The 23860-nt window shown below is 41.4% G+C and carries 22 protein-coding genes; 9 read left to right on the forward strand and 13 right to left on the reverse strand.

Translation table 11 applies throughout. From position 1 onward, the window contains the following. The first annotated feature begins 153 nt into the window (after positions 1-153). Positions 154-1005 carry a thymidylate synthase gene (locus PG901_RS12445; protein WP_102077603.1) on the forward strand — a complete coding sequence of 284 codons (852 nt, stop codon included), beginning with the start codon at positions 154-156 and terminating at the stop codon, positions 1003-1005. A 171-nt stretch (positions 1006-1176) separates the two neighbouring features. On the opposite strand, the gene PG901_RS12450 is transcribed toward PG901_RS12445, so the two are convergent. The 6 genes from PG901_RS12450 to lgt all read right to left on the reverse strand — a co-directional run bounded on the left by PG901_RS12450 (position 1177) and on the right by lgt (position 9178). Then, complete coding sequence (locus PG901_RS12450) at positions 1177-1689, reverse strand: hypothetical protein (protein WP_102077602.1); 513 nt, start codon at positions 1687-1689, stop codon at positions 1177-1179. Continuing rightward, positions 1686-3794: a site-specific integrase gene (locus PG901_RS12455; RefSeq protein ID WP_102077601.1), complete on the reverse strand. Its 2109-nt coding sequence runs from the start codon at positions 3792-3794 to the stop codon at positions 1686-1688. The genes PG901_RS12450 and PG901_RS12455 overlap by 4 nt, the downstream gene beginning before the upstream one ends. Next, on the reverse strand, positions 3794-6247 hold the full coding sequence (locus PG901_RS12460; RefSeq protein WP_102077600.1) for a tyrosine-type recombinase/integrase: 2454 nt from the start codon (positions 6245-6247) through the stop codon (positions 3794-3796). The genes PG901_RS12455 and PG901_RS12460 overlap by 1 nt, the downstream gene beginning before the upstream one ends. Further along, positions 6244-7479, reverse strand: a complete 1236-nt coding sequence (locus tag PG901_RS12465) for a tyrosine-type recombinase/integrase (protein ID WP_271134616.1) — start codon at positions 7477-7479, stop codon at positions 6244-6246. The genes PG901_RS12460 and PG901_RS12465 overlap by 4 nt, the downstream gene beginning before the upstream one ends. 42 nt (positions 7480-7521) lie before the next feature. Further along, complete coding sequence (thyA, locus tag PG901_RS12470) at positions 7522-8166, reverse strand: thymidylate synthase (protein WP_271134617.1); 645 nt, start codon at positions 8164-8166, stop codon at positions 7522-7524. Positions 8167-8293: 127 nt separating this feature from the next. After that, positions 8294-9178, reverse strand: coding sequence for a prolipoprotein diacylglyceryl transferase (gene lgt / locus PG901_RS12475; RefSeq protein ID WP_201563655.1), 885 nt, complete (start codon positions 9176-9178; stop codon positions 8294-8296). A 156-nt stretch (positions 9179-9334) separates the two neighbouring features. On the opposite strand from lgt, the gene PG901_RS12480 reads away from it, so the two are divergent. From PG901_RS12480 to PG901_RS12490, 3 genes are all read left to right on the forward strand, one after another. Next, the gene (locus PG901_RS12480; RefSeq protein ID WP_271134618.1) at positions 9335-10939 is read left to right on the forward strand and encodes a DUF4139 domain-containing protein; all 1605 of its coding nucleotides are present in this window, start codon (positions 9335-9337) and stop codon (positions 10937-10939) included. 198 nt (positions 10940-11137) lie between these two features. Then, a complete protein-coding gene (locus PG901_RS12485) occupies positions 11138-11950 on the forward strand; it encodes an NRDE family protein (protein ID WP_271134619.1) in 813 nt (270 codons plus the stop codon). Between the two features lie 214 nt (positions 11951-12164). Then, on the forward strand, positions 12165-13259 hold the full coding sequence (locus tag PG901_RS12490) for an NAD(P)-dependent alcohol dehydrogenase (RefSeq protein ID WP_271134620.1): 1095 nt from the start codon (positions 12165-12167) through the stop codon (positions 13257-13259). Between the two features lie 85 nt (positions 13260-13344). Here the strand turns inward: PG901_RS12490 and PG901_RS12495 are convergent, their stop codons facing one another. After that, positions 13345-13866 (reverse strand): RNA pyrophosphohydrolase, encoded by a 522-nt coding sequence (locus PG901_RS12495; protein ID WP_068403735.1) that lies wholly within the window; start codon positions 13864-13866, stop codon positions 13345-13347. A 565-nt stretch (positions 13867-14431) separates the two neighbouring features. Here PG901_RS12495 and PG901_RS12500 point away from each other — a divergent pair. After that, positions 14432-14845 (forward strand): OsmC family protein, encoded by a 414-nt coding sequence (locus tag PG901_RS12500; RefSeq protein WP_271134621.1) that lies wholly within the window; start codon positions 14432-14434, stop codon positions 14843-14845. Positions 14846-14859: 14 nt separating this feature from the next. Continuing rightward, the gene (locus PG901_RS12505) at positions 14860-15285 is read left to right on the forward strand and encodes an MAPEG family protein (RefSeq protein WP_201619617.1); all 426 of its coding nucleotides are present in this window, start codon (positions 14860-14862) and stop codon (positions 15283-15285) included. A gap of 77 nt (positions 15286-15362) precedes the next feature. On the opposite strand, the gene PG901_RS12510 is transcribed toward PG901_RS12505, so the two are convergent. The 6 genes from PG901_RS12510 to hisIE form a co-directional block, all read right to left on the reverse strand. After that, positions 15363-16397 carry a tRNA dihydrouridine synthase gene (locus tag PG901_RS12510; RefSeq protein WP_271134622.1) on the reverse strand — a complete coding sequence of 345 codons (1035 nt, stop codon included), beginning with the start codon at positions 16395-16397 and terminating at the stop codon, positions 15363-15365. Positions 16398-16463: 66 nt separating this feature from the next. Continuing rightward, positions 16464-17963, reverse strand: a complete 1500-nt coding sequence (locus PG901_RS12515) for a UvrD-helicase domain-containing protein (RefSeq protein ID WP_271134623.1) — start codon at positions 17961-17963, stop codon at positions 16464-16466. Positions 17964-18183: 220 nt separating this feature from the next. Next, positions 18184-18930 (reverse strand): twin-arginine translocase subunit TatC, encoded by a 747-nt coding sequence (tatC, locus tag PG901_RS12520; RefSeq protein WP_442966920.1) that lies wholly within the window; start codon positions 18928-18930, stop codon positions 18184-18186. A 197-nt stretch (positions 18931-19127) separates the two neighbouring features. Continuing rightward, positions 19128-19835, reverse strand: coding sequence for a Sec-independent protein translocase protein TatB (gene tatB / locus PG901_RS12525; protein ID WP_271134625.1), 708 nt, complete (start codon positions 19833-19835; stop codon positions 19128-19130). Between the two features lie 26 nt (positions 19836-19861). Next, a complete protein-coding gene (gene tatA, locus PG901_RS12530; protein WP_201563635.1) occupies positions 19862-20104 on the reverse strand; it encodes a Sec-independent protein translocase subunit TatA in 243 nt (80 codons plus the stop codon). Positions 20105-20293: 189 nt separating this feature from the next. Beyond that, entirely contained in the window at positions 20294-21142 is an 849-nt protein-coding gene (gene hisIE, locus PG901_RS12535) for a bifunctional phosphoribosyl-AMP cyclohydrolase/phosphoribosyl-ATP diphosphatase HisIE (RefSeq protein ID WP_201619622.1), read from the reverse strand. A 558-nt stretch (positions 21143-21700) separates the two neighbouring features. On the opposite strand from hisIE, the gene rpmI reads away from it, so the two are divergent. The 3 genes from rpmI (at position 21701) to pheS (ending at position 23795) form a co-directional block, all read left to right on the forward strand. Further along, positions 21701-21898, forward strand: a complete 198-nt coding sequence (gene rpmI / locus PG901_RS12540; protein ID WP_011281253.1) for a 50S ribosomal protein L35 — start codon at positions 21701-21703, stop codon at positions 21896-21898. 159 nt (positions 21899-22057) lie between these two features. Continuing rightward, positions 22058-22414 (forward strand): 50S ribosomal protein L20, encoded by a 357-nt coding sequence (gene rplT / locus PG901_RS12545; RefSeq protein ID WP_011281252.1) that lies wholly within the window; start codon positions 22058-22060, stop codon positions 22412-22414. Between the two features lie 325 nt (positions 22415-22739). Then, entirely contained in the window at positions 22740-23795 is a 1056-nt protein-coding gene (gene pheS, locus PG901_RS12550; RefSeq protein WP_201629325.1) for a phenylalanine--tRNA ligase subunit alpha, read from the forward strand. Positions 23796-23860 lie beyond the last annotated feature (65 nt).

Here is a 23860-nt window from a genome sequence, read left to right on the forward strand (position 1 = left end):
TATTGAGTCAGTGAGTCTGTACGAACAGGTTTGTACATTCAAGCCTTTAAACTTTATAATGCTCAATGAAATCATGAGGTAAAACGTGTTGTGATCACGGGCAATAAGAAATTACCTCACGAGAAAAGTATACAGTCCAATTAAGGTTATTGAATGAAACAATATCTAGATTTATGTCAACGTATAGTTGATGAAGGCGTGTGGGTCGAAAATGAACGGACTGGAAAGCGTTGCTTAACCGTTATTAATGCTGATTTAGAATACAACGTAGGCGCTAATGAGTTTCCTTTAGTGACTACTCGAAAAAGCTATTGGAAAACGGCTATAGCAGAGTTATTGGGGTATCTACGTGGTTATGATAGCGCAGCTCAGTTTCGAGCTATTGGATGCAATACATGGAGTGCCAATGCCAATGAAAATGAAGCTTGGTTAGCTAATCCTTATCGTAAAGGTGAGGATGATATGGGCCGAGTATATGGTGTACAGGGCCGCAGGTGGCGTAATTCAGTAGGAGAGGAGTTTGACCAGCTTCGTAAGATTTATGATAACTTGCGGAATGGTATTGATGATCGAGGTGAAATCCTAACTTTCTATAATCCAGGTGAGTTTCATATGGGATGTTTGCGTCCTTGTATGCATACCCATACGTTTTCATTGTTAGGAGGAAAGCTATATCTAACTTCATCCCAACGTTCCTGTGATGTGCCATTAGGTCAAAATTTCAATCAAGTCCAGGTTTTTACTTTATTGGCTTTAATGGCTCAAATTACGGGGCATGAGGCTGGAAAAGCTTATCACAAGATTGTAAATGCACATATATATGAAGACCAATTAGAGTTAATGCGTGATGTGCAATTAAAACGCGAACCGTATCCAGCCCCTAAACTTCACATTAACCCTGAAATTAAGTCTCTCGAAGATATTGAGACATGGGTAACATTGGACGATTTTGAAGTGGAAGGGTACCAGTATCATGAGTCTATCGCGTATCCATTCTCAGTTTGATACAAATATAGATTAAAATTTTAGAAAGATGATAAATTTCTGTTAGGCATAAAGTATTAATATATGTGATTTATGCTATAAGGTATATATTTGTTGGCTAGGCTCTTACTAGCCTTTAAGTACAAGGAAATTAAGTTTATACTTTTTATAGCATAGGTAGTTTTCGATAGATTAGTGCATCAGCTGGTTCGGTGTTGCATCTTTTAAAGCTAACATTTGTCTCAGTTTTTTAATCTCCTGTCTAGCTTCTAATAACGACCTTTTATCTGTATCAGATTGTTTTTTATAATAATCTCGTGACTCTTTCATTTTTTGTAACCGTTTATCTGAGTGTTGAGCGACTCTTTTTATATCTTGATATTCATTAAACCAGTAGATAACCTCATTTTGTGCTTGAATCATCTTTGCTTCAAGCACATTCTTAACATCAGCGTTATCTATAGCTTTTTTTTCTTTACGCGATTTCTCTTCAGCTTTTCTGATATCTTTGAGCTGATTTAGCTTTTGGACAGGCCAACCACGGTTTGTAATAGTATTTCGATGAATACCAGTCATCTTCGAAAGTTGCGCTATAGTGGGTTTTAGTTTTTTATTATTTTGAAGATCTATTAGGGCAATATTTAGAGCAGAAGTTATTGCTTCATAGTCATCATTATTTTTTTGATCATAAGCTTCATTACTCATAGTTCGATTGCCTCACCAAGATTTTCCAATACCATTTTGGCCTCGTTCATTGCTGCTAGAATTTGCTCACGAGACTCCAAATATTCTGGTTTATTGAGGTTGTTCTTATTTAACATGTAAACTTCACGCCATTTAGGAGCATGCTTGGTAGTTACAACGGCTTGTTTGCATCGAGCAGGGTTACAACGTAGCGAACCAATACATGGTAGGCTTGAGTCATACTCTTCTGCTCTACCACCATAGCAAAGCCCTTGTCCCATATAGACCATGGCAACCCCTTGATCTACCATAGCCTCATAAATCTCATCCTCTGTGTATCCTTCAGCCATATATCCATTAAACGTCTTGATCAGACCTTTTTTATGCTCACTCGCTTTACCACCATAATATGTACCATTTGGATTATGGGCAGTTTTAATAGCATCTAATTCAGCTGCTCGGCGCAGTGATTTCGTATCACCTTTTCGGTTACCGTCTTTTGACAGCATCTCACCTATATCACCGTAGCCTAACGTAACTGACGAGGTAGCGCCAGTAGATGTGTACTTAGAGATGCTCTCTACAAAATGTTTCAATTGAAACGATATAAGAGGCAATCCAACTTCAGCCTTAAACAATTGATATGTTAATGTGTGTCTTAGCATGTAAGGATTAAACTTCAGTTCATCAGCAATGTTTTTGCCTAACAGTTGGCCTATAAAACTATTCATTTGATGTGTAATACCCTTACTAGCCATCGACTGAGGGGAACTACCTGGTTTAACAGTATCTACATTAGAAATTAAGTAAGGTGAAACTTTAATTTTTGAAATATACGATGCTGCTAATATTGCATCTTTAACAATCGGTATAGCTACCCATCTATCGTCAAACAAGCCTGTACTAATTTCATCTTTATGTTTCTTGACAGTACTTTCAATAAGCCAAACGCCGTCATCTTGAACTAAGCACGAACAATCTTGAACTCTTATTTCTGATAGTTCAGATGGTCTCATACCTGTATACTGGCCTACTAAATATGTGCATGCATACGCTACGAGGTTAAAGTATTCTCTAAGATTATCTAACTTATAACCACGTTTTTTCAATGCTTTACGTAAAGTTAGTCCACCCATGACACTAGAGTCTTTTTTTAGCATCCAATCATGGGGTTCAATTATATTTGTAATGAAACTTGAGGGATAGCCTTTAGTTCCTAGTCTCATAGCAATATACCCATTTAGAATTTCATGAGTGACTTGTTCTTGCTTAGCCCATGACAAATAGTCGCTTGTATTGAAGCGCTCTAAAGAGTGGACATCAGATATTTTTTCTTTAGCTCCTATAGCACTTAAAAAGTCAACTATGATAAAGGAAGCTATTTTCGATAGAGATTCAAATACCAGATCTGGCAGTACTTGTTCTTTTTTCGAAGTATTAGTATTAGCAAGTCTCTTCCATTTCAGGCTATTTAACTCTACATAAGCAACAGGCTTTTCAAATACATACTTGACAGAAGCCGGGCTGCGTAGATATTTGAAAAATTTATCTAGCTCTACACCTTTTACGCGATCATAGTTCTCAGCAGCTTTGGAATACAGTTCGGGTGTTATATCGGAGAGTGTTCTGATTTTTTCCTGAACAAACTCATAGCCTAGCTCATGAGATGCCTGTTTAAATATTTCATTAATAAACGTTAATCCATTTTCAAAAATTGTAATTAAAGAGTTTGCTTTTAAGACTTTTTTTATTCGGCTTTTCCCCTTTTTTTCCTGAGGCTTGAAAATCGAATTGTTTAGCAGAGCCAACTCCAATATAACTTTAATTTCTGTTAAAACGAATATTGGGATCTCTGTATACTTTGAAAAATTAATGCGGAGCTTTGCTCCCTGGACATTTTGTGCAGCATTAGGATAGTCGTTATTAAAATTCCAACACATGTCAGAAAACTTTGATAATTTCGATACAGGTTTGTCCATAAGGTACGTCACATACTCTATGTCATCTGTGTAATTATTTTGAAGGTGTTTCTTCTTTTGAACTGTAGCATGGTCTAGAGCATCTAAGACATATAAACGATGTTCTGCAAAGCCTGCTAATACATTTAGCTTTTTTTCATAGTCCATTAGATTACTCCATCAACTAGTGTGGTCGTTTCAATGTATTCTGCTAAACGCCGCCCATTTTCTAATTCTTCTAAGGAAAAATTAGATAGTTCTGGTTCTGTGATGCCTTTTATCAGCTCTAAATTCTCTGAAATAACATGCCCATAGGGTGTATCCATGACACGAGAGTGCTCTTTCAAAAGCGTATAGTCACGCTTCATTGCAAAAATTTCAGGAAGATTCTTAGCTGTAATAATGACATTGTCACAACCCAAACATTTATTGTATTGTGAGCATGGAGTACCAGGTATGTAGGATGAAAGATTTTTTACAAAATCTGGCGGGTCAAAAATATTTCTGCATTCAGCTAGAGGAGTATGAAAGGTTGTTACCAATTCATCATTTTTTTTGGACTTTATATCTTCTGGCACTTTCTCAACTTGTTTATCCAAAGTCGATTGATGTATCTCCTCTAATTTATCATTTATCTTCATTCTACTCATGGAGTTAAAATCTAGAGAATCTATATAACCGAGAGTTGTTTGGAGTGAGGAGTGGCCCAACATGAGCTGAATCTCACGTACAGTTACGCCATTTCTAAGCATCTCACTAACAAATGTTGGTCTGAACCGACTTATTGTAAGAGTTAGGGGGTCTCCTGCATCATTTTTTAAATTATATTTCTTAACAAACCTGGACAAACTAGCTCCCAATGCTTCTGCATTTTTTTCTTTGTTTCCTAATAGTGGAGATACTCTGCCGTGCTTTTTTGTACTATTCGACTGATAGATGAACAACCTATCTTTAAAGGCATCATCTTCAATATCTTGTCGAAAACTACCAGTTAATTTCTCCAACTCTTCAAAAATAACTTTTATCGACTGAGCTTGAGATGATGTAAGCCATGTCAGTTCTGCATTGAAAAGATCAAGGTGGTATTCTTTATGACCATCAGACCTTTCTTTCCAATATCTAAGACAAGGCCGCGATGTTGCCGGATGGGAATCTACATAATCGTTTATATCAAGAGAAAGTAAAGGATTTGCATTTAAACCAGTAATTTGAGCAAGCCTTAAAACGTAAGGCGTTAGTGTATCCATATTTATCATTGGGGTAATGCCCCAGTCGTTGTATACCTCTATCAAACCCTTATCTGAATCATTAATAATTCTTAAGAAAGACTTCTCAATAGGTGATTTAGCTGTATTGTAATGAACTGGCTTACACATTAAGCGGTTTTCAAAGAGCCATCGCGCATTCTCTAGTGTCGAAAGGCCTCTAATGACTGAACCCTTTTCGTCCAAAGGATTGCTGCCTAAACCCGTTTTCTTATAAGGTTTGAGGGCTTTTCTAGATTCGCTCAATCCTTTTTCAATAGCATCTAATATTTGAAGCCGCTCGTTCATTGTAAATGGCTTTTTAACATCTGTTTCTCTAGTTGTAGCAAATCCATTTATATTGAAAAAGCTATATTCTATATCGCGTACTTGAGTCAGCCGATTCAATGTTATACGGACTGAACTCAAAACTGTATTTGCATGATGACTTGATATTTCTTTATTTATTACCTTGCCCTCTAAATATTTCCGATATCTAGATAATAGGTATTCATCAAAAGTTGTTACGATTCTAAAGGGTTTATTTCCATACAGTTTAGATAAGAACTCTATAAATGAACTACTCGCAACTCTATAATTACTCTTGCCTGATTTTGAAGAGACAGTTTTGCTACTACAAGCAAACAGTTGCTCAACCTGAATAAACGGTTCTAATTTTGAAGGAGGGAAGAAGTCATCAGCTGCATTTAGCTCTCTTGCTGCGAGTCTATGAAAACGCTCTATCTGACTTTCACTATGATTTCTTCTATTGACATTCGCTTCGCTTGTTCTTTCAGCAACGCTTTTATAATTCGCATCAATAATTCCAATTTTTTCTAAGTCTTTGTGAATAAATTCCCAAGCATCTTTAACAACATTAAATTCTAAGGATCCTTTTTTTATAGGTAGTTGTTCTGGAGACATTTTTCCTATCGAAATTTTGTTGCCGAAAATAGGTAAAGTGTGCTTTTCCTCTACAGTTAGCTTTCTGTACCAATTCAAAAGTTTTCTAGTGTTTTCGATGCCAGCCGCTTCGTAGCTTTCACTTGGTATTACTAGAATACCTTCTTCGATCATCCTTTCAATTAAAGGAGTAGTAAGACCCCTATATTTTTGTGCAACAGAGTATGAGACACCTACAGCACTCTGAATATGCTTAACAGCTACACTGAAGCCTAAAGTATTATCCGCTTTACTAATTGGTATTTCCCATAGTGATTCTTTATCTCCAGCTGTTTTCGATACCCATTCTATAACAGCTGCTTCGGCGTCTTTAATCGGTTGTTTTTCTTCAACGTTCTTAAAGTCTGTACCTAAAGTTCCTGGCTCAGGAAAATCCTCATGAATCTCATCAATGGTTATTCCAATGTTTTTCATTTGATGTCCTTAATGCCAATTCTTAACTGTGTCTGTTCAGATAAGCGCTTCATTTTCTCAGCTTTGGTTAATGTATCACCATTCTCGTCACACATGCTCTTGTAGATATCTTGAGGGATATTAGTGTATATCTGTGTAGTACTAAGATGGTTGTGGCCTAAGCAATTCTGCACAATAGCAAGCCGATCTACATAGTTAGACCCTAAATCCTTTGACTGTAGTATTGAATAAGCGTTGCCATGCCGTAGCTTGTGGGGAGAAATCAGTCGATTGAGTCGACCGTGTTTGATTGCGCGTTTACTTATACGTTCAAGTAGCTTACTGATTGAATTTGGGGTGTAAGGAGTGCCTTCAGCATTAAGGAACGCTGGTGTTTCAGACGGCTTTAAATATTTACGAGCGTATTTTTTATACAAGGGAGATGCGTGATATTTCTGCACACGTTTGATAGTTACTAAGCTAAGCAAAGTCCAGCGTGGCTTAATTTGATTACCACGGCCCTTACTTCCTTTAACTTTCAAAGATACATAGTCGGGATGAATAGGCAGGTCAGTATCGCGGGAAATATATTTTTCAGAATTAAGGCTAGTAATATCTTTAAAGTCTTGAAGAGTAACTCTAGGTAGTTCTGAACGACGTAAGCCAGAGTCGTATAAAAACTGGAGTAAAGCTCTTTCTCGTTCTGAATCAGTAAATTCAATCAATATGAAAAGGTCATCAAGTGTGCAAGAGCTAATCGGTGTGCGCTTTGGTGGTTTTGATAGCAAGCCATCGCTATATGGGTTATCTTGTCTAAGCTTATCACGGTCTTCTGTAGGGCTACAAAGGTATTCGATGAAGGCATGTATTGTCTCATCTCGACTTCTAACAGTAGATGAGTTCTTATGGTCTTCACGGATTAAAAATGTCAGGTATTCTTGAATTACGTATTTTGGAACTGTAATAAATACTTCATCAGATTCACTGTCATCATAATCTGGACGACTACGAATATAACTTAAGAAGTAGCTTAGGTTTCTACCATAAGTAACTGCTGATTTATAAGAGATTATTTGATGTTTGGTTCGATACGACAAATACTCAGAAACAAGAGGAAGGATCTTGCCATCATCATCAAATACTCCAACACCATTCACTGTTACGGTTTTGTTCAATGATAAATTTGGAATCTCATTGAGTAAACAAGACTTAGATAAATCTAACTTTGTATCAAAACAAACTTTAACATCCATAATAATCACTATCTCAATACATAGACTAAGTTATGTATTGCATTATATACGATCTATTACTCCGTATTGTGCATTATTGTTATGGGGGTATAATAGGAATAAATCCGCTGAGCGTTGATAGAGCTGGCATGACAGTTTATTGTCCGCGACAAAAAACTGAAATAAAGTATGACAAGGCGGCAACGCAACTTGCTCCGCTTCAGCGGGATTCCAACCAGAAACGATTAAGCGGCGCGAGTTGGGGTTGTTCTTAATTTGCTCAATAACTTGGGTGATTTGATCGACGCCATCGTTCTCATAGCTGCCATCTTCACGCTTGGTCGCGCCATAATTGCGCCATTGATGACCATAAATAGGGCCGAGGTCACCCGCTGGACGGTTAAAGCGCGCGGTTTGTTCAGCGGTCGCCCATTCGTTCCAGATGCGCACGTTATTTTCTTGTAAATAATCGACGTGGGTGCTGCCACTTAAAAACCAAAATAGCTCATAAACGATGGATTTGAAATGGACTTTTTTGGTGGTTAATAAGGGAAATCCATCGGCTAAGTCAAAACGTAGCTGCGCGCCAAAGTGACTCAGTGTACCGGTGCCAGTACGATCGCCTTTTTCAGTGCCATGAGTAAGGACGTGTTGTAGCAAATCTAAATAGGCTTGCTCATTTTTACTGTTATGGTAATGACTGCTCATAAAATTGCTCTTTTACGCTGTGAAAACGTCTCTTTAATTTATTTCTCAAGAATATGGTTCTTAAAATATAGTTCTTAAAATAATGCTTAATATAGCTTTTAATAGGGTAGTTGTTGCTAAGTAGGGCTTAATAAGCTGACTGTTTACCCCAATCATAAATACCGCGTTTATAAGCGTAAATCAGCATGATTAAGCCTGCGATAATCATCGGTGCGCTTAAGAGCTGCCCTTTGGTCATCCAGCCTAATAAGATAAAGCCTTGGTCAGCGTCTGGCTGACGGAAGAACTCGATGATAAAGCGGCTGATACCGTAGCCCAATAAGAAGACCGCGGATGCTGCCATACGTGGGCGCGGTTTTGATGAATACCACCATAAAAAGATAAATAGTAGCAGACCCTCAGCAAAGGCTTCGTATAGCTGCGATGGATGACGCGGTAGTAAATACTGTCCATTTACCTCAAGCATCAACTCTTGTAGCTCAGGATTGCTCTGTAATTGCTCCATATCAAAGGCAGCGGCTTGCGGGAAATAAGTCAGCCAGTTGTAGCCACCGTCTGAGACGCGCCCCCATAGCTCACCATTGATATAGTTACCGATGCGACCGAATAATAAGCCCGTCGGCACGCAAGGCACGATAAAATCGAACACTTGAAAGGCAGTCTTTTTATACTTACGAGCAAAGAACCACATGCCTAGCATGACGCCGATAAAACCACCGTGGAAAGACATACCGCCTTCCCAAACTCGTAACAGATACGCAGGGTTTTGTAAAAGCTCGCCGAATTGATAAAACAGCACATAGCCGATACGACCGCCTAAAATGACGCCAAGCGCCCCATAAAAGACCAAATCAGAGACCATATCGGTGGTCCAATTGTCGCGTTTAGTGCTGCGATACCACGCCAGACCATAAGCGGCAGCAAAGGCCAACAGATACATTAAGCCATACCAGTGCACTTCTACTGGTCCCAAAGATAGCGCTACGGGATCATACTGAGGGTGAATCATCATAAGAGCATCATATTATTGATAATGGAATGTAGCTCATAATAGCAAAATTCATCCGTTGCGAATACTGTGATAAGTGAATGGTTAATTGAATGGATAGCAAAGCGTTGCAAAAACCGATAAGATGAAAAAAAGCGCTTCAATTTCTAAGGAACCCTTATGCAGCCATATTTATCGAAACTATCCTTGCTAGGCGTAGTAGCATCAGGCCTAACGCTGTGGGTTCCTGTAAATGCACAAGCAGCGATGAGCAATATTGATAACATTACCATTTATCAAGGCTTAGCCAGCGTAACGCGTTCCTTGCCCATTAATGGTAGCGGCGAGCAAACGCTAGTTTTTTCTTGCTTATCGCCGACTATTGACCCCGAAAGTATCAGCGTTCAAGCATTGGGCAATGTCAATGTTGGCGAATTCAGTATCGAAACCTTGAGCGCTGAGCAAGCGGCACAATGTCAATATGGCCAGTATCAAGGCGACACTAAAATACAGAGCCAAAAAAACAATCTCACCGATATCAGCGCTGAATTAGAAGCGGCACGTTTAACCAAAGCCTATTTGCAAAACCTTACTAAAGTGACGCAAATCAATACGGCTGGTACTCTTGCGAATAATGCCCGCGATTTAGAAACGCAAGCGGCCAATATTAATAAAAGGATTGTCGAGCTACAACAGCGAGAGGCACAAGCGAAAGATGCACTCAATCAGCTGCTAGCGGGCAGTACCACCTCGAAACAGAATAGTGTGACCCAAGTCAGTGTACGTACTGCCAGTCGCACGCCAAACACCGTTAAACTGCATTATCAAGCACGCGGTGCCAGCTGGGAGCCGACTTATCAAGCGCGCTTAAATACCGATAGTAAGCAGCTGAATATCACCGCTTCTGCCATCATCGCCCAACAAACGGGAGAGAACTGGAACAACGTGCCGGTTATCTTAAGCACCGTTAATCCCAATCAAACGACGACCAGTCAGTTGCCAAGAGTTGAGCGCTTGTCGTTATATGAGGAAGAGCAGGCTAAGTTAAGCCGTTATGCACAACCAATGATGGAAGCAGCGCCAGTGGTCGTGTCTGCAAGAGACAATTATGGCGGCGGTGCAGATGATATGCCACCGCTACCGAGCTTTAGCGTCAGCAGTCAAAATAAAAATGGCATCACCGAATATAGACTGCCGCAGCGTGTGAGTATTCCAAGTGACGGCAGACGCGTACGCACGGTCATTGATGAGCAATCTGGCACCAGTAAGCTTTGGCTACGTAGCACGCCAAGTGCTGAGAACGCCGCTTATTGGTATGCATCCGCGCCGTTTTTGACGCCCGCTTGGGCTGATGGCTCGTTGCAGTTATACCGCGACGATAACTATGTTGGACAGTCGCGCTATAATTATCAAAACCTAAAAGAGCAGGGTATCGGTTTTGGTATTGACCCAAGTTTACTGGTGAAGCAGCTGACCGATGAGAATAAACAAGGTGATAAAGGCGTGTTTAACCGTCAGCAAACCAAAACCATCACCCAAGCTTATCAGTTTACCAATCAGCACAATCGTAGCGTGCGCTTGCAAGTGTTAAGCGCTGAGCCGGTTAGTAGTGATGACAGCATTAAAGTCACTGCGGCGCACACGCCAGCTATTAGCCAAAAAGACTGGAATGATAATAAAGGCATGGTCGCTTGGGAGTTGGATTTGCCAAGTAAACAAGCGCAAGTCGTGCAATCGACGTATCAAATCAGCTACCCTGCCGATAAAAAATTAAGCACCAATTAATGTTAAACCAGAACCATATAATTGACTCAATTTAAAAAGAATACAGTGCTGATGGGAGTGCTGCTGGGATAAATTTTGTGAAGCCTCTGGAGAGCGAAGTCCACAGCAAGCGAGAAAATTTTATCCCAGCAGAACGCTATTTTGAACGACCCTCTTTTATGTTGAAACACCACCTAATAATCTTATAAAAGGAAAACTATGTGTATTGTCGCCATTGCTTGGCAGTTATTTGATGAGCTACCTTTGGTCTTATTGTCCAATCGTGATGAGTTTTTGCAGCGTCCGACAGAGCCGCTCCATCAGTGGGCGGATAAGCCTGTTTATGCAGGGCGTGATAAGCAAAGTGGCGGCACATGGCTTGGTATACATCAAGAGCAATATGGCAATTTTTACAAGCAAAATGGTCGCTGGGCGGCGGTATTAAACTTTCGAGATGGCGTGCAAGCAAGTAATGACGAACGCTCGCGCGGTGCATTGGTGACAGATTTCTTGACCAGTACTGTAAGCCCGATGAATTTTGCTCGGCAAATCAGCCTGCAAGATTATGCGGGTTTTAATCTTATTATTGGTGATGCGGCGCAAGCGGTGATTGTCAATAATCGTGGTCATGCACCAACCGCCTTACACTCGGGGCTGCATGTATTCTCAAACGGTCAGCCTGAGGAAGAGTGGTTTAAGACTGAGAAGTTACGTGGCCGTTTAAGACAAGAAGTATTGCCTTTGATTGCTGAAAATAGCGCTCCTGAATATTGGCAAGAAGCGGCGTTTGCAGTGATGTCTGATAAAACGCCAGCGCCAGAAAATAAATTACCCGAAACGGGTGTTGCTAAGCAGATTGAGCGAGCACTATCTTCTATTTATATTGAGCCCATTGCTTTGTTTAGCATGGATGCTACCGTCCCGACATACGGTACTCGCACCCAAAGTATTCTGACTTTAAATCAATCTTCAAGTCCTATCGATGCCAAACCTATCTTACGTGCTCAACTACAGAGTCGAGAATATGAGTAATTTATCTATGGTCATTTTACTATGACTGATGGCTAGGCTTTTCTAGTTATTATTTAAGCCTTATTGCAGAGGTAATTGTAAATCCCCAATATATTTAGGGATTTACCTGTTAATAGTGACTCTGATGACATAAACTGGATATATAGGTCATTTAAGCGCCATTAATAATGCCTACTACCCTCTAATCAGAGGTCAGTTTAACAAGGAGTACGATATGACTATGATGAAATCATTAATATTCGTTGAGCCAGGTAAAATTGAAATTGTTGATAAGAAAATTCCTGATGTCGGCCCGAACGATGCTTTATTAAAAATTACCACTACGACGATTTGTGGTACCGATATTCATATTTTTAAAGGTGAGTATGCTGTTGCAAAAGGATTGACAATTGGGCATGAACCGGTAGGGATTATTGAAAAGCTAGGTAGTGCAGTGATGGGTTATAAAGAAGGGCAACGAGTCATCGCTGGCGCGATTTGTCCAACATTTACCTCTTATGCTAGCCAAGATGGCTTCCCCTCACAAGATGGTGGCTATCTTGATGTCGATGGCAAATGCTCTTGTCATGGTTATAAAGCGACCGGCGGTTGGCGCTTTGGTAATCACATTGATGGTACGCAAGCAGAGTATGTACTAGTGCCTGATGCACAGGCCAATCTATGTCCAGTGCCAGATGGATTGACGGATGAGCAAGTGCTGATGTGTCCTGACATTATGTCAACAGGCTTCAAGGGGGCAGAAAACGCTAATATTCAGATCGGTGATGTTGTCGCTATCTTTGCACAAGGGCCTATTGGCTTATGTGCTACTGCTGGGGCAAGGCTCAAAGGTGCGTCACTGATTATCGCTGTTGATGGTAACAATCAGCGTCTAGCGATGGCGAAGAAATTAGGAGCGGACATTACGCTTAATTTCACAGAAGTTGATGTGGTTGATGAAATCATGAAAATCACTGCTGGGCGTGGTGTCGATAGTAGTATCGAAGCATTAGGTTTGCAAGCTACCTTTAATCAATGCATCAAGATATTAAAACCGGGTGGAACTTTTTCAAGTCTTGGCGTTTATTCTGAGGATTTAGTCATTCCAATAGCGAATTTCGCTGCTGGTCTTGGCGATCATACGATTCGTACGGCACTTTGTCCAGGTGGTAAGGAACGCATGCGTCGTTTGATGAATGTCATTGAGTCAGGTCGTGTGGATTTATCAGAGATGGTGACACATACTTATGCGCTAGACGATATTGTAGAAGCATATGATTTATTTATGCATCAGCGTGATGGGGTCTTAAAGGTTGCTATCAAACCATAATTTTAGCAATTATAAATACGAAAAAGCCTGTATCGAGTGATACAGGCTTTTTCGTATTTACTACTAAGACAATAAATCTAACTATTTATTCCACCAACAAATGGTTGTTTTGTTCTGGAATAATCAGTTCTTGTTTAAGGGGTAGTTCGCGCACCAATTCTTGCAAGGCGCGACGATATACCCCACGTTTAAAATGAATCACTTGTCCGAGTGGATACCAGTAGCTGACCCATTGCCAATGGTCAAATTCTGGTTTACCCTCATCAAAGCGGATATGTTGAGTATTCGGCTCATCTAAGCGCAGCAAAAACCATTTTTGTTTTTGCCCAATACACAAAGGATACTGCCCATGACGCACATAGCGTTTCGGCAGGCGGTAGCGCAACCAATCTTGCGTGACCGCCAGTAAATCCACGTGACGCGGATGTAAGCCGACCTCCTCCCAGAGCTCGCGATACATCGCATCCATCGGCGTCTCCCCGCGGTCGATGCCGCCTTGAGGGAACTGCCAAGCGTTGTGACCAATACGTTTTGCCCACAGAACTTGCCCTTGTGTATTTGCCAAGATGATGCCGACATTGGCGCGAAAGCCGTCTGCATCTATCATGACTAAACCCTTTTGAATTGTTTAAAAATAGCTTATTTCAACAAGGTACAGTGACAGCAATCATAATTATTATAGGGTGACTGTTATCGATACCATGGCAAAATAAGATTCATTACCGTTATTAAACCAAGAAACAACCCAAATGTGTAACAGTATTTTGCTATAAAATGTTTCACAAGATTAATGCTTTAAAATCAGTGGGTTATAATTAGACTTTTGTAAGTTTTTTATGATGGATCTTATAAGAGTAATAAGTTTGAATAATATTATCGTGATAAATACTTAACAATCAGATTCAGGGTGAAATGGTGATTTCTAAAAGACATGCGCTGAAACGGTTTATAAAAGGTAAACAAGGATATGGCTTTATAAATCTCGTTTTGGCTTATGCTACACTAGCAAAAGACATTATTTTTCCAAAAGACATTGTTCTTCAAAAAATAAGAAACCGTTACTATTCAAATTAAAAACCATGTCAAATTAAAAATCATGTGAATTAAGAAGCATGTGAATTAAGAAGCATGCACATTCAAAATCGTACCAATTAAAACAAGGAATATTTAAGATGTCAGAGTCAAAAGCAAGCGTTACGTGGCAAGAAAATAAAGCCTTTATGGGTGTGTCCCCATCAGGACATAACGTCCAAATCGATGCCGATAAAGAAAAAGGCGCAAGCCCAATGGAGCTGATTTTATTAGGGCTTGGTGGCTGTGCAAGCTATGACGTGGTTGCAATTTTACAAAAGTCGCGCCAAGAAGTGACAGACGTACGCTGTGAGCTGACCGCGCAGCGTGCCGAAACCGTGCCAGCCGTTTATACTGACATTCATATGCATTTTGTGGTGACCGGACAAGATGTCAAAGAAAGCCAAGTCGAAAAGGCAATCAAACTGTCTGCAGAAAAATACTGCTCAGCCAGTCGCATGCTAGTACAGGGCGGTGTCAATGTGACTCACGATTTTGAAGTCATTGCAAGATAGGGAAGATTATACTAATGAGTCTATTCTTTGGGTTGATTCCCGATAGCGCAGCGTCAGGTATTTGGGCAATGGTGGTGGCAAGTTTGCTGCCCCTAGTGATGGCGCTTACGGCAAAAGCAATTGGTGGCTTTAATTTGGCTGACAATGCCCATCCGCGTGATTTTTTACAAGGGACGACGGGAGCTGCCGCGCGGGCTAATGCCGCCCAGCAAAACAGCTATGAGACCTTGCCTATATTTTTGGCGGCAGTGTTGGTTGCGATGCTGTTTTTTGTACCGCAATTAATTATTAATACCATCGCTTGGCTTTATGTGCTGATTCGTATTGGTTTTTGCGTGGCCTATATTACCAATTTAGCTACCTTTCGCTCTATTCTTTGGACGCTATCAATGGCCTGCTCATTGATGTTATTTTATTTAGCGATTCGGGTCAGTATGTAAGTCGATTAGCCTGAGCGCGCTGTTGTAAAACGCGCTGTTTTAGCAATAGAGTATGTTATCAATAAGGTAGTGATTCATTAAGCAACGCTTGCTTGTAGCGCCTTGATAATCACTGCTTTATTTTTTTCTCGCTTGATATCGTCCCATACTGTTTTCGCCTCGCTATAGCCTTTGGTCAGCATCGCTAACCACTGCTTATAACGACCGACTAAAACCACATCGCTTTTCGCGACGCCCTCTAGAAATTTAATCTGATGGGTGATTAAATCTTGCCACAATAATATCGCTGTATTTTCTAGGTTTTTAGAACTGTTAGTATCGAGCTGAGCAATTAAATCAGGTCGGGTAACTGCACCGCGACCAAGCATCAGATGAGTAGTACCTGACTGCGCCATACAGTTTTGCGCATGCTCACTATTCCAAATCTCACCATTGGCAATCACTGGAATATCTAAGGTATTAAAATTCTGAATTTTATCCCAATAAGCCGGCGGCTTATAGCCTTGGGTCTTGGTACGTGCGTGAATGGTTAGCCAATCGGCGCCACTCGCAGCAATGGCAGCTTTGATATCATCCATGCGACTGGTATCGGTATAGCCCAAGCGAATTTTTGCGGATACGGGAAGATGAGCAGGAACCGCTTGGCGTACGGCGCTGATAATCTCATACATCACTTCGGGCTCATCAAGTAGCACTGAACCACCGCGATGGCTGTTGACCGTTTTAGCCGGACAACCAAAGTTGATATCAATCGCCGGCGCACCAAGCTCACACGCATAGGCGGCGTTTTCTGCCATCAATTGCGCTTCGCTACCGAGTAGCTGAATATGAATCGGCGTACCGGATGCGGTTTTGGCATCATGATGTAGTTCTGGCACGTATTTATAAAAAACGTGTGCTGGCAATACATGCTGAGTGACGCGAATAAATTCACTGACCGACCAATCATAAGGGCGACCCAAGTCTGACGCAATTTGGGTTAGGATTTGGCGCATTAAAGGATCGGTTAAGCCTTCCATAGGCGCAAGGAGACGAACGGGGTTGGCAAACAAGCGCTGAATAGTGTGTTGGCGCTCTTGTAGTGCTTGAGATAAAGATGGAGTGTTATTCATGGTTGGTAAGCTGTTACTGTAAATTGAGGTCGGCAAAGACTATGAGGTGTGAGATAAAAGAGAAAACTAAGAATTACCAAAAACCACCTTTTTACCCGTCTGTAATCCTGATATCAAGTCTTTAATATTATGAATATCTAAATTGCTCTGTGCCCGCGTGCAAGCAACGTAGAGCAGACGCAGCTCTTCTGGGCTGATTTTTACCGCATTGGTTGTCACATCATAATAAAAGTCATCATCTAGTTGTACTTTACCCCACTCAAGCCCTTTGGCTTTATGCGCGGTTGAGATGACATAATCGGCATTTTCAATACTGGATAAACTATTGACCGCTTGGCTGAGCACATTAGTCCCATGATCATCGACCAATTTGACCAAGGTTTTAAGGTCGCTGCCTTCATTGGTTTCAGAATATTCTTGGACGTCACCCCAATTATAAAAATACGCCAGCTCAGGGACGCCATACGCCGATTTACCATTTTTTAAGTTTTCGGCTGCCTGACAGAATTTAAGCATACGATCGGTATCCGCTTGCAACGCCACGCGGTGACCGAGTTTTAAGCCCGTTAGCAATTGCGACATAGCAGCAGCATTGGTGCGGCAAAGAATGGCGTCTTTTTTACTATGAACCATGCCTTTTTCGGTAGAAGACTGCTTATTTGGATTGCCTTTTAATGGCACGTCTTCTTGTAAGGCTTTGAGCAAGGTATTGGCAATCTCAGCAATCGGTTCGCCAAAACGAAATGACTGCGTTAATAAGGTTTGCGGCAATGGCAGTTTTTTCATCGCATTGACCGCACCGCGCCACTCATAAATCTGCTGATGGGCGTCGCCTACATAAATCACTTGCCGTGGCTGCTGGGTCAAAATGCCCATCATCAAGGGATCGGCATCTTGCGCTTCATCAAATAAGATAAAATCTGCGGGAATACTGGGCTTCGATAATGCCCACAATTTAAGATAAATATCATGCCCGATACCGGCCGGATGGCGCGCATCAATTGACTGTAGCCAGCGCTGCTCAACGGCAGGGTAGAGTATTTCACGCAGCTGCTCGGCATCAGAATCATCGAGCCAACTTGGAAATTCAATATGCCTTGGCGCAGGATAGCTGGCGTGGGTACTACAAAAATTGCTCACCGCATCACTGACAAACCGCGACAAGCGCGCTGGCGTGAGGGTAATATATTTATTCATCCCATCCATTTGCCGACGGACTTGTACCGGTTGCAGACCCAAATCATCACCCAGACGTTTGGGTGAAAATCTTGGCAACGACAATTTTGCGGTGATATCACGTGGTACATGACGATAAGCCAGTGAGTGAAACGTCCGACAATCGACGTGACCGGGGAATTTTTGCCGCGCATCGTTGGCAATTGCTTTGTTAAAGGCTAAATATAAGCCGCGGCCACGCAGACGCTCACCGATTAATTTGAGCGTCGTCGTTTTCCCTGCGCCCGCATAAGCGACCACTTTAAATGACTTGTGATCCATCGCCATATTTAGCGCGTTCAGCTGCTCATCGGTGGGATCGCTCATATAAGCTGGCATAGATGCGGACATAATAAAGCTACCTAAAAACTAGAATGGGGACAAAAATAACGGGGGTAAAAAAAGCCACTGCATAGACAATGGCCGACTGGTCATGATGTTGATTGCAAAAAAATTGCAAGCGCACAGGACAATAATAAAAAAGTTAGTAGAAAATAAAGGTGGAAATAAGCAGGTTATATTAACAGATTAGCGCGTTGGCTGTTTTGCAATAAGTGTCTGATAAGTAGAGCTATTCTTTCTTCAATTCTATATCGTCTGCTGCATCAAGGCTGCGCTCTTCTTTGATTAAGATTTTCGCTAAAAATAATCCCAGCTCAAACAATAACCACATCGGAATCGCGAGCATCAACATCGATACGCCATCAGGCGGTGTAACGACCGCCGCAACGGCAAAACAGCCGACGATAATATAACGGCGTTTATCTTCTAAGCTCTGAATGGAGACGACACCCGCCAATATCAATAGTAAGGTGACCACTGGAATCTCAAACGTCAGCCCAAATACCATGAATAATTTGAGCGCAAAACTTAAATAACTGTCGATATCTGTCATCGGCAAGACGTTCTGCGGTGCAAACATGATAAAAAACTTAAGTACGCCTTTGAGTACAATAAAATAAGAGAAAGCCACGCCCGCATAAAATAAAAATATCGAGGACATCAGTACAGGAATGGCGACTTTTTTCTCTTTTTTATATAAACCGGGTGCGACAAACGACCAGATTTGATACAAAATATACGGCATCGCAAAAAATGCCGCGACAAATATGGTCAAGCGTATCGGTGCCATAAAGTTAGAGGTGATATCGGTCGCAATCATCGTCGAGTTGGCGGGCAACTGAGCAACCAATGGGTCAGATAAAAAATCATACAGCTCGCGTGAAAATCCGACCAAGGCTAAAAATATCACCAATACCGCGACGCATATCTTAATCAGATGCCGACGTAACTCAATCAAATGCTCGGTAATCGGCATATCGCCAAGTGAGCTTAAGATATCGCCAGAGTCCTCATTATTACTATCGACATTAATGTTATCGACAGTACTACTATTGACCTTACTGTTATCGACGTTCTCATTATCGGTATTACTCTCAAGGGTTTCTGTTGCAGCCTTAATATCTGCATCCATTATTTTTTCTTCGCGGCTTTTTTTACGTTTAAATAAGCCCACTAATCATTCTCCTGCTTATTAACAGAAGCCTGTTTGGGTAAAGGACTGTCCAAATGGTTGACAGGGCTGTTTAATAAAATATCGGCTTTATAATTGGGTAAATAGGGCGCTTGCGGCAGACGCCTTGCTTTATCATAAGCGCCAAGACGGAACCACATATTTTCCCACGGTTTGGTGCTGATATTTTGAATGTTGCTTTGAGTTGTTTGTGTAGTGATGTGTTGAGTGTCGCTATCATCATTACCTTGACTCTCTGAAAGTTCAGGCTCTTTTAACTTTTTATCTGACCCATCACTGTCATAGGCATAGTCAAATTCTTTTGGCGCCGCGGGCGAATTACCGCCTTTTTGAACATCGTTTTTATTATTGATATTATCCACTTTATCGGTTGTAGGCTGATGCGCTGCTTTTAGATGCTGATTCTGCGAGGATGAAAACTCTTGCATACTGCCGCGCATCTCTGCCATTTCACGGCGCATTTCTGCTTCCGTTTGGCGAATTTTGGCCAGCTCTTTTTGCATTTGCTGGCGCGTCTCAGCTAAGTCAAGCTCCGCTTCGATTTCAGACTGCAAGGTAGAAACCGTACGGCGAATTTTGGCATACCATTGTCCAGCAGTGCGCGCCGCTTGGGGCAGCTTTTCTGGCCCCAAGACGATTAAGGCAATGACGCCAAAAAGCAATAATTCAGAAAACCCAATATCAAACATAATGTTCCGATGTCACTGTCTAAATGCTATACATTATGCTTGTCATCAACCTTAGTGGTTGTTGGGCGCTCTTCAGGGTGTGCTTTGCCATCATGGTCGAGCACCACTTGCTTTTTGGCATGTTCAGTATTTTCGTCTTTGACGGCTTCTTTAAAACCTTTGACCGCGCCGCCCAAATCTTTACCGGCATTTCTTAGTTTGGAGGTGCCAAATACGACAACCACCACCACTAATAAAATCAGCCAATGCGTAATGGAAAAACTGCCCATAATGCTATCCTTATGTCTTGGTTTTCAGTCTTTATAGGAATACGTTGAGTGTATAGAATATTGCTGTCGTACACAAAATCTATCGACAGCTTATGCGAAGTAACACGTCACACTATTATAACCTGCCGTTATGACAAAAAGGTGAAAGCAACAATAATCAAACAGGGTAATGGCTAAGCTTAAAGAACGCTAGCGCGCCGCTTTTTCATCAATACCTGAGAGACCAAAGCGTCGACCTAATTCATTTAATACCGCCTCTGACTCGATATCGAACCAAGCCAAACCTACTAAGGTATGGAACCAGACATCAGCGACTTCATAGATAAGCTCATGACGCGCTTCGTCATATTGGGTTTTATCAGTGCTTTCATCGCAATTGGCAAAGTCTTTAGCAGCGATGATGCTCTCGGTACTTTCTTCACCGACTTTTTCTAATATTTTATTTAAACCCTTGGCGTATAAGCTGGCTACATACGAGCTGTCAGCATCCGCTTGTTTGCGCTCGGCCAATACTTTATCAAGCTGCTGCAAAATAGAATGAGTGGTAGCAAGGTTGTTATTTTGATGGGTGTTCGAATGGTCTATATCTTCCGCCGCCGCTTCATTAATTTCAGGCGTGGCTTTTGCAGCGGCGTTTGTCTGATAAATCTCTGCAGGATCTTTTAATACTTTATCGACTGTTTGCCATTCAGGTGTTTGCCCTGACAAATCCAAACGCTGATAAAAACAAGACTCGCGGCCGGTATGACAAGCAATACCACCGGCTTGAGTGACGCTAAGGACAATCACATCGGCGTCGCAATCTAGACGAATATCATGCACGCGCTGGGTATGCCCAGAAGATTCGCCTTTATGCCATAACTTGCCACGCGAACGCGAAAAGTACACCGCCGTCTGCGTTTGCGCGGTTAATTGTAAGGATTCGGCGTTCATCCACGCCATCATCAAAATACGCCCTGACACATAATCTTGTGCAATTGCAGGAATCAAACCATCAGCATTAAAATTTACGGCAGCAAGCCAAGCAGGTAAAGTCATCGTCTATCGTCTTATAAGTAGAAAGTAATTAGTAATACAAACTAATTAATAATAAAAAATAGGTTTTAATAAAAAGCACTCATCAATAAAAAGAAGCTTATGAAGTCATTTAGCCTATCTACCGTTTATGAGAGCGCTTTATCAGTGTTCACTCTCTACTTAAACACAGCTTAGGCTGACATTCAATATGTTAAAGCAGTAAATAAAGCACAATTATACCTGAGCGGAATTTTGATAAAATAATAATTGTAAATTAGACTCAGCTAACCTTAGTTTTATTAAGTTTATATAGCTTAGTTTCTATTTCTAAGCTTGTGTTTTAAGTGGCTAATGACCAAGGTTTAACTACTTAAAATAAGCGCCATGGTATTTGTGATTAGAAAGAACAACATACGCTAAACCGAGCTGAAACTTTCCTTGGCAAAACTGCGCATGATCTGTTAAAATGGCGCCTCCCACCTCGAGGCAAATAGAGGTTTAGTGCCTGTTTTTACAGCCACTATTCGTTATTGACTATTTGACGACCAGGTTCTATCAAAGACAAAGAGGCAAATCATCATGAAAGTTAAGATGAAAACCAGAAGCGGTGCAGCTAAACGCTTCAAAAAAACAGCGAACGGCTTTAAGCGTAAGCAAGCATTCAAAAGCCATATCTTGACCAAGAAATCAGCTAAGCGTATTCGCCAGTTGCGCGGTCTTAAGATGGTGGACAAGTCTGACGAAGCAGCAGTTCGTCGTATGTGCCCATACATCTAATAAGGCTATCGTCATTTATCTTTAATTAAGCGCTATTTAATAAATAGCGACTGAATTAAAAACATCTGACTTTGCAATCTGATAACGATGTCTATTATTCAACTATTTAATGACATCGTGATTCGTTTAATAATGATTAAAAATATCTTGGAGTAATTTATGGCCCGTGTAAAACGTGGTGTACAGGCAAATCGCCGTCACAAAAAAATCTTAAAGCGCGCAAAAGGCTACTACGGTGCCCGTTCACGTGTTTACCGCGTAGCGGTACAGGCAGTGACCAAAGCTGGTCAATATGCTTATCGTGACCGTCGCAACAAAAAACGTACTTTCCGTCGTCTTTGGATTGCACGTATCAATGCTGGTGCACGCTTAAACGGCTTAAGCTATAGCCGCTTTATCAATGGCATGAAAAAAGCTAACATTGCAATCGATCGTCGCGTACTTGCTGACATCGCTATGCATGATGCAGCGACTTTCACCGCCTTGGTTGAAAAAGCAAAAGCGGAATTGGCCTAAATATTAACCGTCCTTTAGGTATTCAGCTTTTTTGATTACTTGAATGGATAGGACTAATATTGATTAATAGTACGATATTAATAAAAGCTACCGCTGGTCGGTGGCTTTTTTTATATTAAATTATTTTATGGTCAGTTTATCACCGCTAAGCGGTAACCTGTTTTATCTGAACTTGCACTTCTTATTGTCTAAATATTCAAGCCATTCATATTACACGCCCTTAGTTTAAAATGAATGGGTAAATGGTTTGCAATATTTGGTCAAATCCCTACAATTACCTATCACTATAATTAATAGTCCGTTTAAATCAGGAAGAATGCGTCTTATGACTACCCCTGCTGCTACCACCGATTTGTCGGCGCTACCGACCTTATCCTCAGAACTGAGCGAGCTAACTGAAGCCCAGCTGATTGAGTTTGCCAGTGCCGCTGAAGCCTTAATCCTACAAGTCAATGATGTCCGCTTATTACAAGATTTGCGTGTGCAATTGACGGGTAAAAAGAGCCCCTTAACTGGCTGGTCAAAGCAGATGGGCAAACTGAGCAGCGATGATAAAAAAACTTACGGCGGCTGGTTACATCAAGTCCGTAGCCGTATTCAAGATGCATTGACCGCGCAGCAGCAGCAGCTAGAAGTGGCGGCATTAAATGCTAAGCTTGCAAGCGAAAGCATTGATATCACCTTGCCTGCTCGCGGTGGTCAAAAAGGTCATTTACATCCAGTGACGATGATTACCCAGCGTATGCAGCAGTATTTCATTCAAGCGGGTTTTAATGTCGCTACCGGCCCTGAAGTTGAGAGCGACTATTATAATTTTGAAGCCCTTAATATTCCCTCGCATCATCCAGCACGCGCGATGCACGATACTTTTTATTTTGATGCGCACTATTTATTACGTACGCATACCAGTCCGGTGCAAATTCGCACCATGGAAAAAAATGAGCCGCCGATTCGTATTATTTGCCCAGGTCGCGTCTATCGCAACGACTCAGACCAAACCCATTCGCCAATGTTCCATCAGTTAGAAGGGCTCATGGTTACCGAGTCGAGTACCTTTGCTGAGCTAAAAGGCTTGATTAGTGAGTTCTTAGAAGCGTTCTTTGCCAAAGAATTGACCGTTCGTTTCCGCCCGTCATTCTTCCCATTTACCGAGCCGTCAGCTGAAGTTGATATCCTCGATGATAATGGCAAATGGCTTGAGGTCATGGGCTGCGGTATGGTACATCCACAGGTGCTGACTAACTGCGGTATTGATAGCGATAAATACACCGGCTTTGCTTTTGGGATGGGTATTGAGCGCTTTGCGATGTTATATTACGGTATTGATGATTTGCGCTTGTTTTTCCAAAACGACGTACGCTTCTTAAAACAGTTTGGCTAGAGTGCTCTTTGTTTATATAAAAAGTGCTCCTTGTTAATATGACAGGTTAATTTGCCAACCTTTAA

The organism is Psychrobacter sp. ANT_H3 (genome assembly GCF_027919975.1).
GTDB classification, from domain to species: domain Bacteria; phylum Pseudomonadota; class Gammaproteobacteria; order Pseudomonadales; family Moraxellaceae; genus Psychrobacter; species Psychrobacter maritimus.

Excerpts from the sequence above, each read along its gene's own strand:
- PG901_RS12500 (WP_271134621.1), top strand. The coding sequence starts at position 14,432 with ATGTCAGAGTCAAAAGCAAGCGTTACGTGGCAAGAAAATAAAGCCTTT.
- rpmI (WP_011281253.1), top strand. The coding sequence starts at position 21,701 with ATGAAAGTTAAGATGAAAACCAGAAGCGGTGCAGCTAAACGCTTCAAA.
- PG901_RS12505 (WP_201619617.1), top strand. The coding sequence starts at position 14,860 with ATGAGTCTATTCTTTGGGTTGATTCCCGATAGCGCAGCGTCAGGTATT.
- pheS (WP_201629325.1), top strand. The coding sequence starts at position 22,740 with ATGACTACCCCTGCTGCTACCACCGATTTGTCGGCGCTACCGACCTTA.
- PG901_RS12460 (WP_102077600.1), bottom strand. The coding sequence starts at position 6,247 with ATGAAAAACATTGGAATAACCATTGATGAGATTCATGAGGATTTTCCT.
- PG901_RS12455 (WP_102077601.1), bottom strand. The coding sequence starts at position 3,794 with ATGGACTATGAAAAAAAGCTAAATGTATTAGCAGGCTTTGCAGAACAT.
- PG901_RS12445 (WP_102077603.1), top strand. The coding sequence starts at position 154 with ATGAAACAATATCTAGATTTATGTCAACGTATAGTTGATGAAGGCGTG.
- lgt (WP_201563655.1), bottom strand. The coding sequence starts at position 9,178 with ATGATGATTCACCCTCAGTATGATCCCGTAGCGCTATCTTTGGGACCA.
- thyA (WP_271134617.1), bottom strand. The coding sequence starts at position 8,166 with ATGAGCAGTCATTACCATAACAGTAAAAATGAGCAAGCCTATTTAGAT.
- tatB (WP_271134625.1), bottom strand. The coding sequence starts at position 19,835 with ATGTTTGATATTGGGTTTTCTGAATTATTGCTTTTTGGCGTCATTGCC.
- PG901_RS12450 (WP_102077602.1), bottom strand. The coding sequence starts at position 1,689 with ATGAGTAATGAAGCTTATGATCAAAAAAATAATGATGACTATGAAGCA.
- PG901_RS12485 (WP_271134619.1), top strand. The coding sequence starts at position 11,138 with ATGTGTATTGTCGCCATTGCTTGGCAGTTATTTGATGAGCTACCTTTG.
- PG901_RS12480 (WP_271134618.1), top strand. The coding sequence starts at position 9,335 with ATGCAGCCATATTTATCGAAACTATCCTTGCTAGGCGTAGTAGCATCA.
- PG901_RS12495 (WP_068403735.1), bottom strand. The coding sequence starts at position 13,866 with ATGATAGATGCAGACGGCTTTCGCGCCAATGTCGGCATCATCTTGGCA.
- hisIE (WP_201619622.1), bottom strand. The coding sequence starts at position 21,142 with ATGACTTTACCTGCTTGGCTTGCTGCCGTAAATTTTAATGCTGATGGT.
- tatA (WP_201563635.1), bottom strand. The coding sequence starts at position 20,104 with ATGGGCAGTTTTTCCATTACGCATTGGCTGATTTTATTAGTGGTGGTG.
- PG901_RS12510 (WP_271134622.1), bottom strand. The coding sequence starts at position 16,397 with ATGAATAACACTCCATCTTTATCTCAAGCACTACAAGAGCGCCAACAC.
- PG901_RS12515 (WP_271134623.1), bottom strand. The coding sequence starts at position 17,963 with ATGTCCGCATCTATGCCAGCTTATATGAGCGATCCCACCGATGAGCAG.
- PG901_RS12490 (WP_271134620.1), top strand. The coding sequence starts at position 12,165 with ATGACTATGATGAAATCATTAATATTCGTTGAGCCAGGTAAAATTGAA.
- PG901_RS12465 (WP_271134616.1), bottom strand. The coding sequence starts at position 7,479 with ATGGATGTTAAAGTTTGTTTTGATACAAAGTTAGATTTATCTAAGTCT.
- rplT (WP_011281252.1), top strand. The coding sequence starts at position 22,058 with ATGGCCCGTGTAAAACGTGGTGTACAGGCAAATCGCCGTCACAAAAAA.
- tatC (WP_442966920.1), bottom strand. The coding sequence starts at position 18,930 with ATGCCGATTACCGAGCATTTGATTGAGTTACGTCGGCATCTGATTAAG.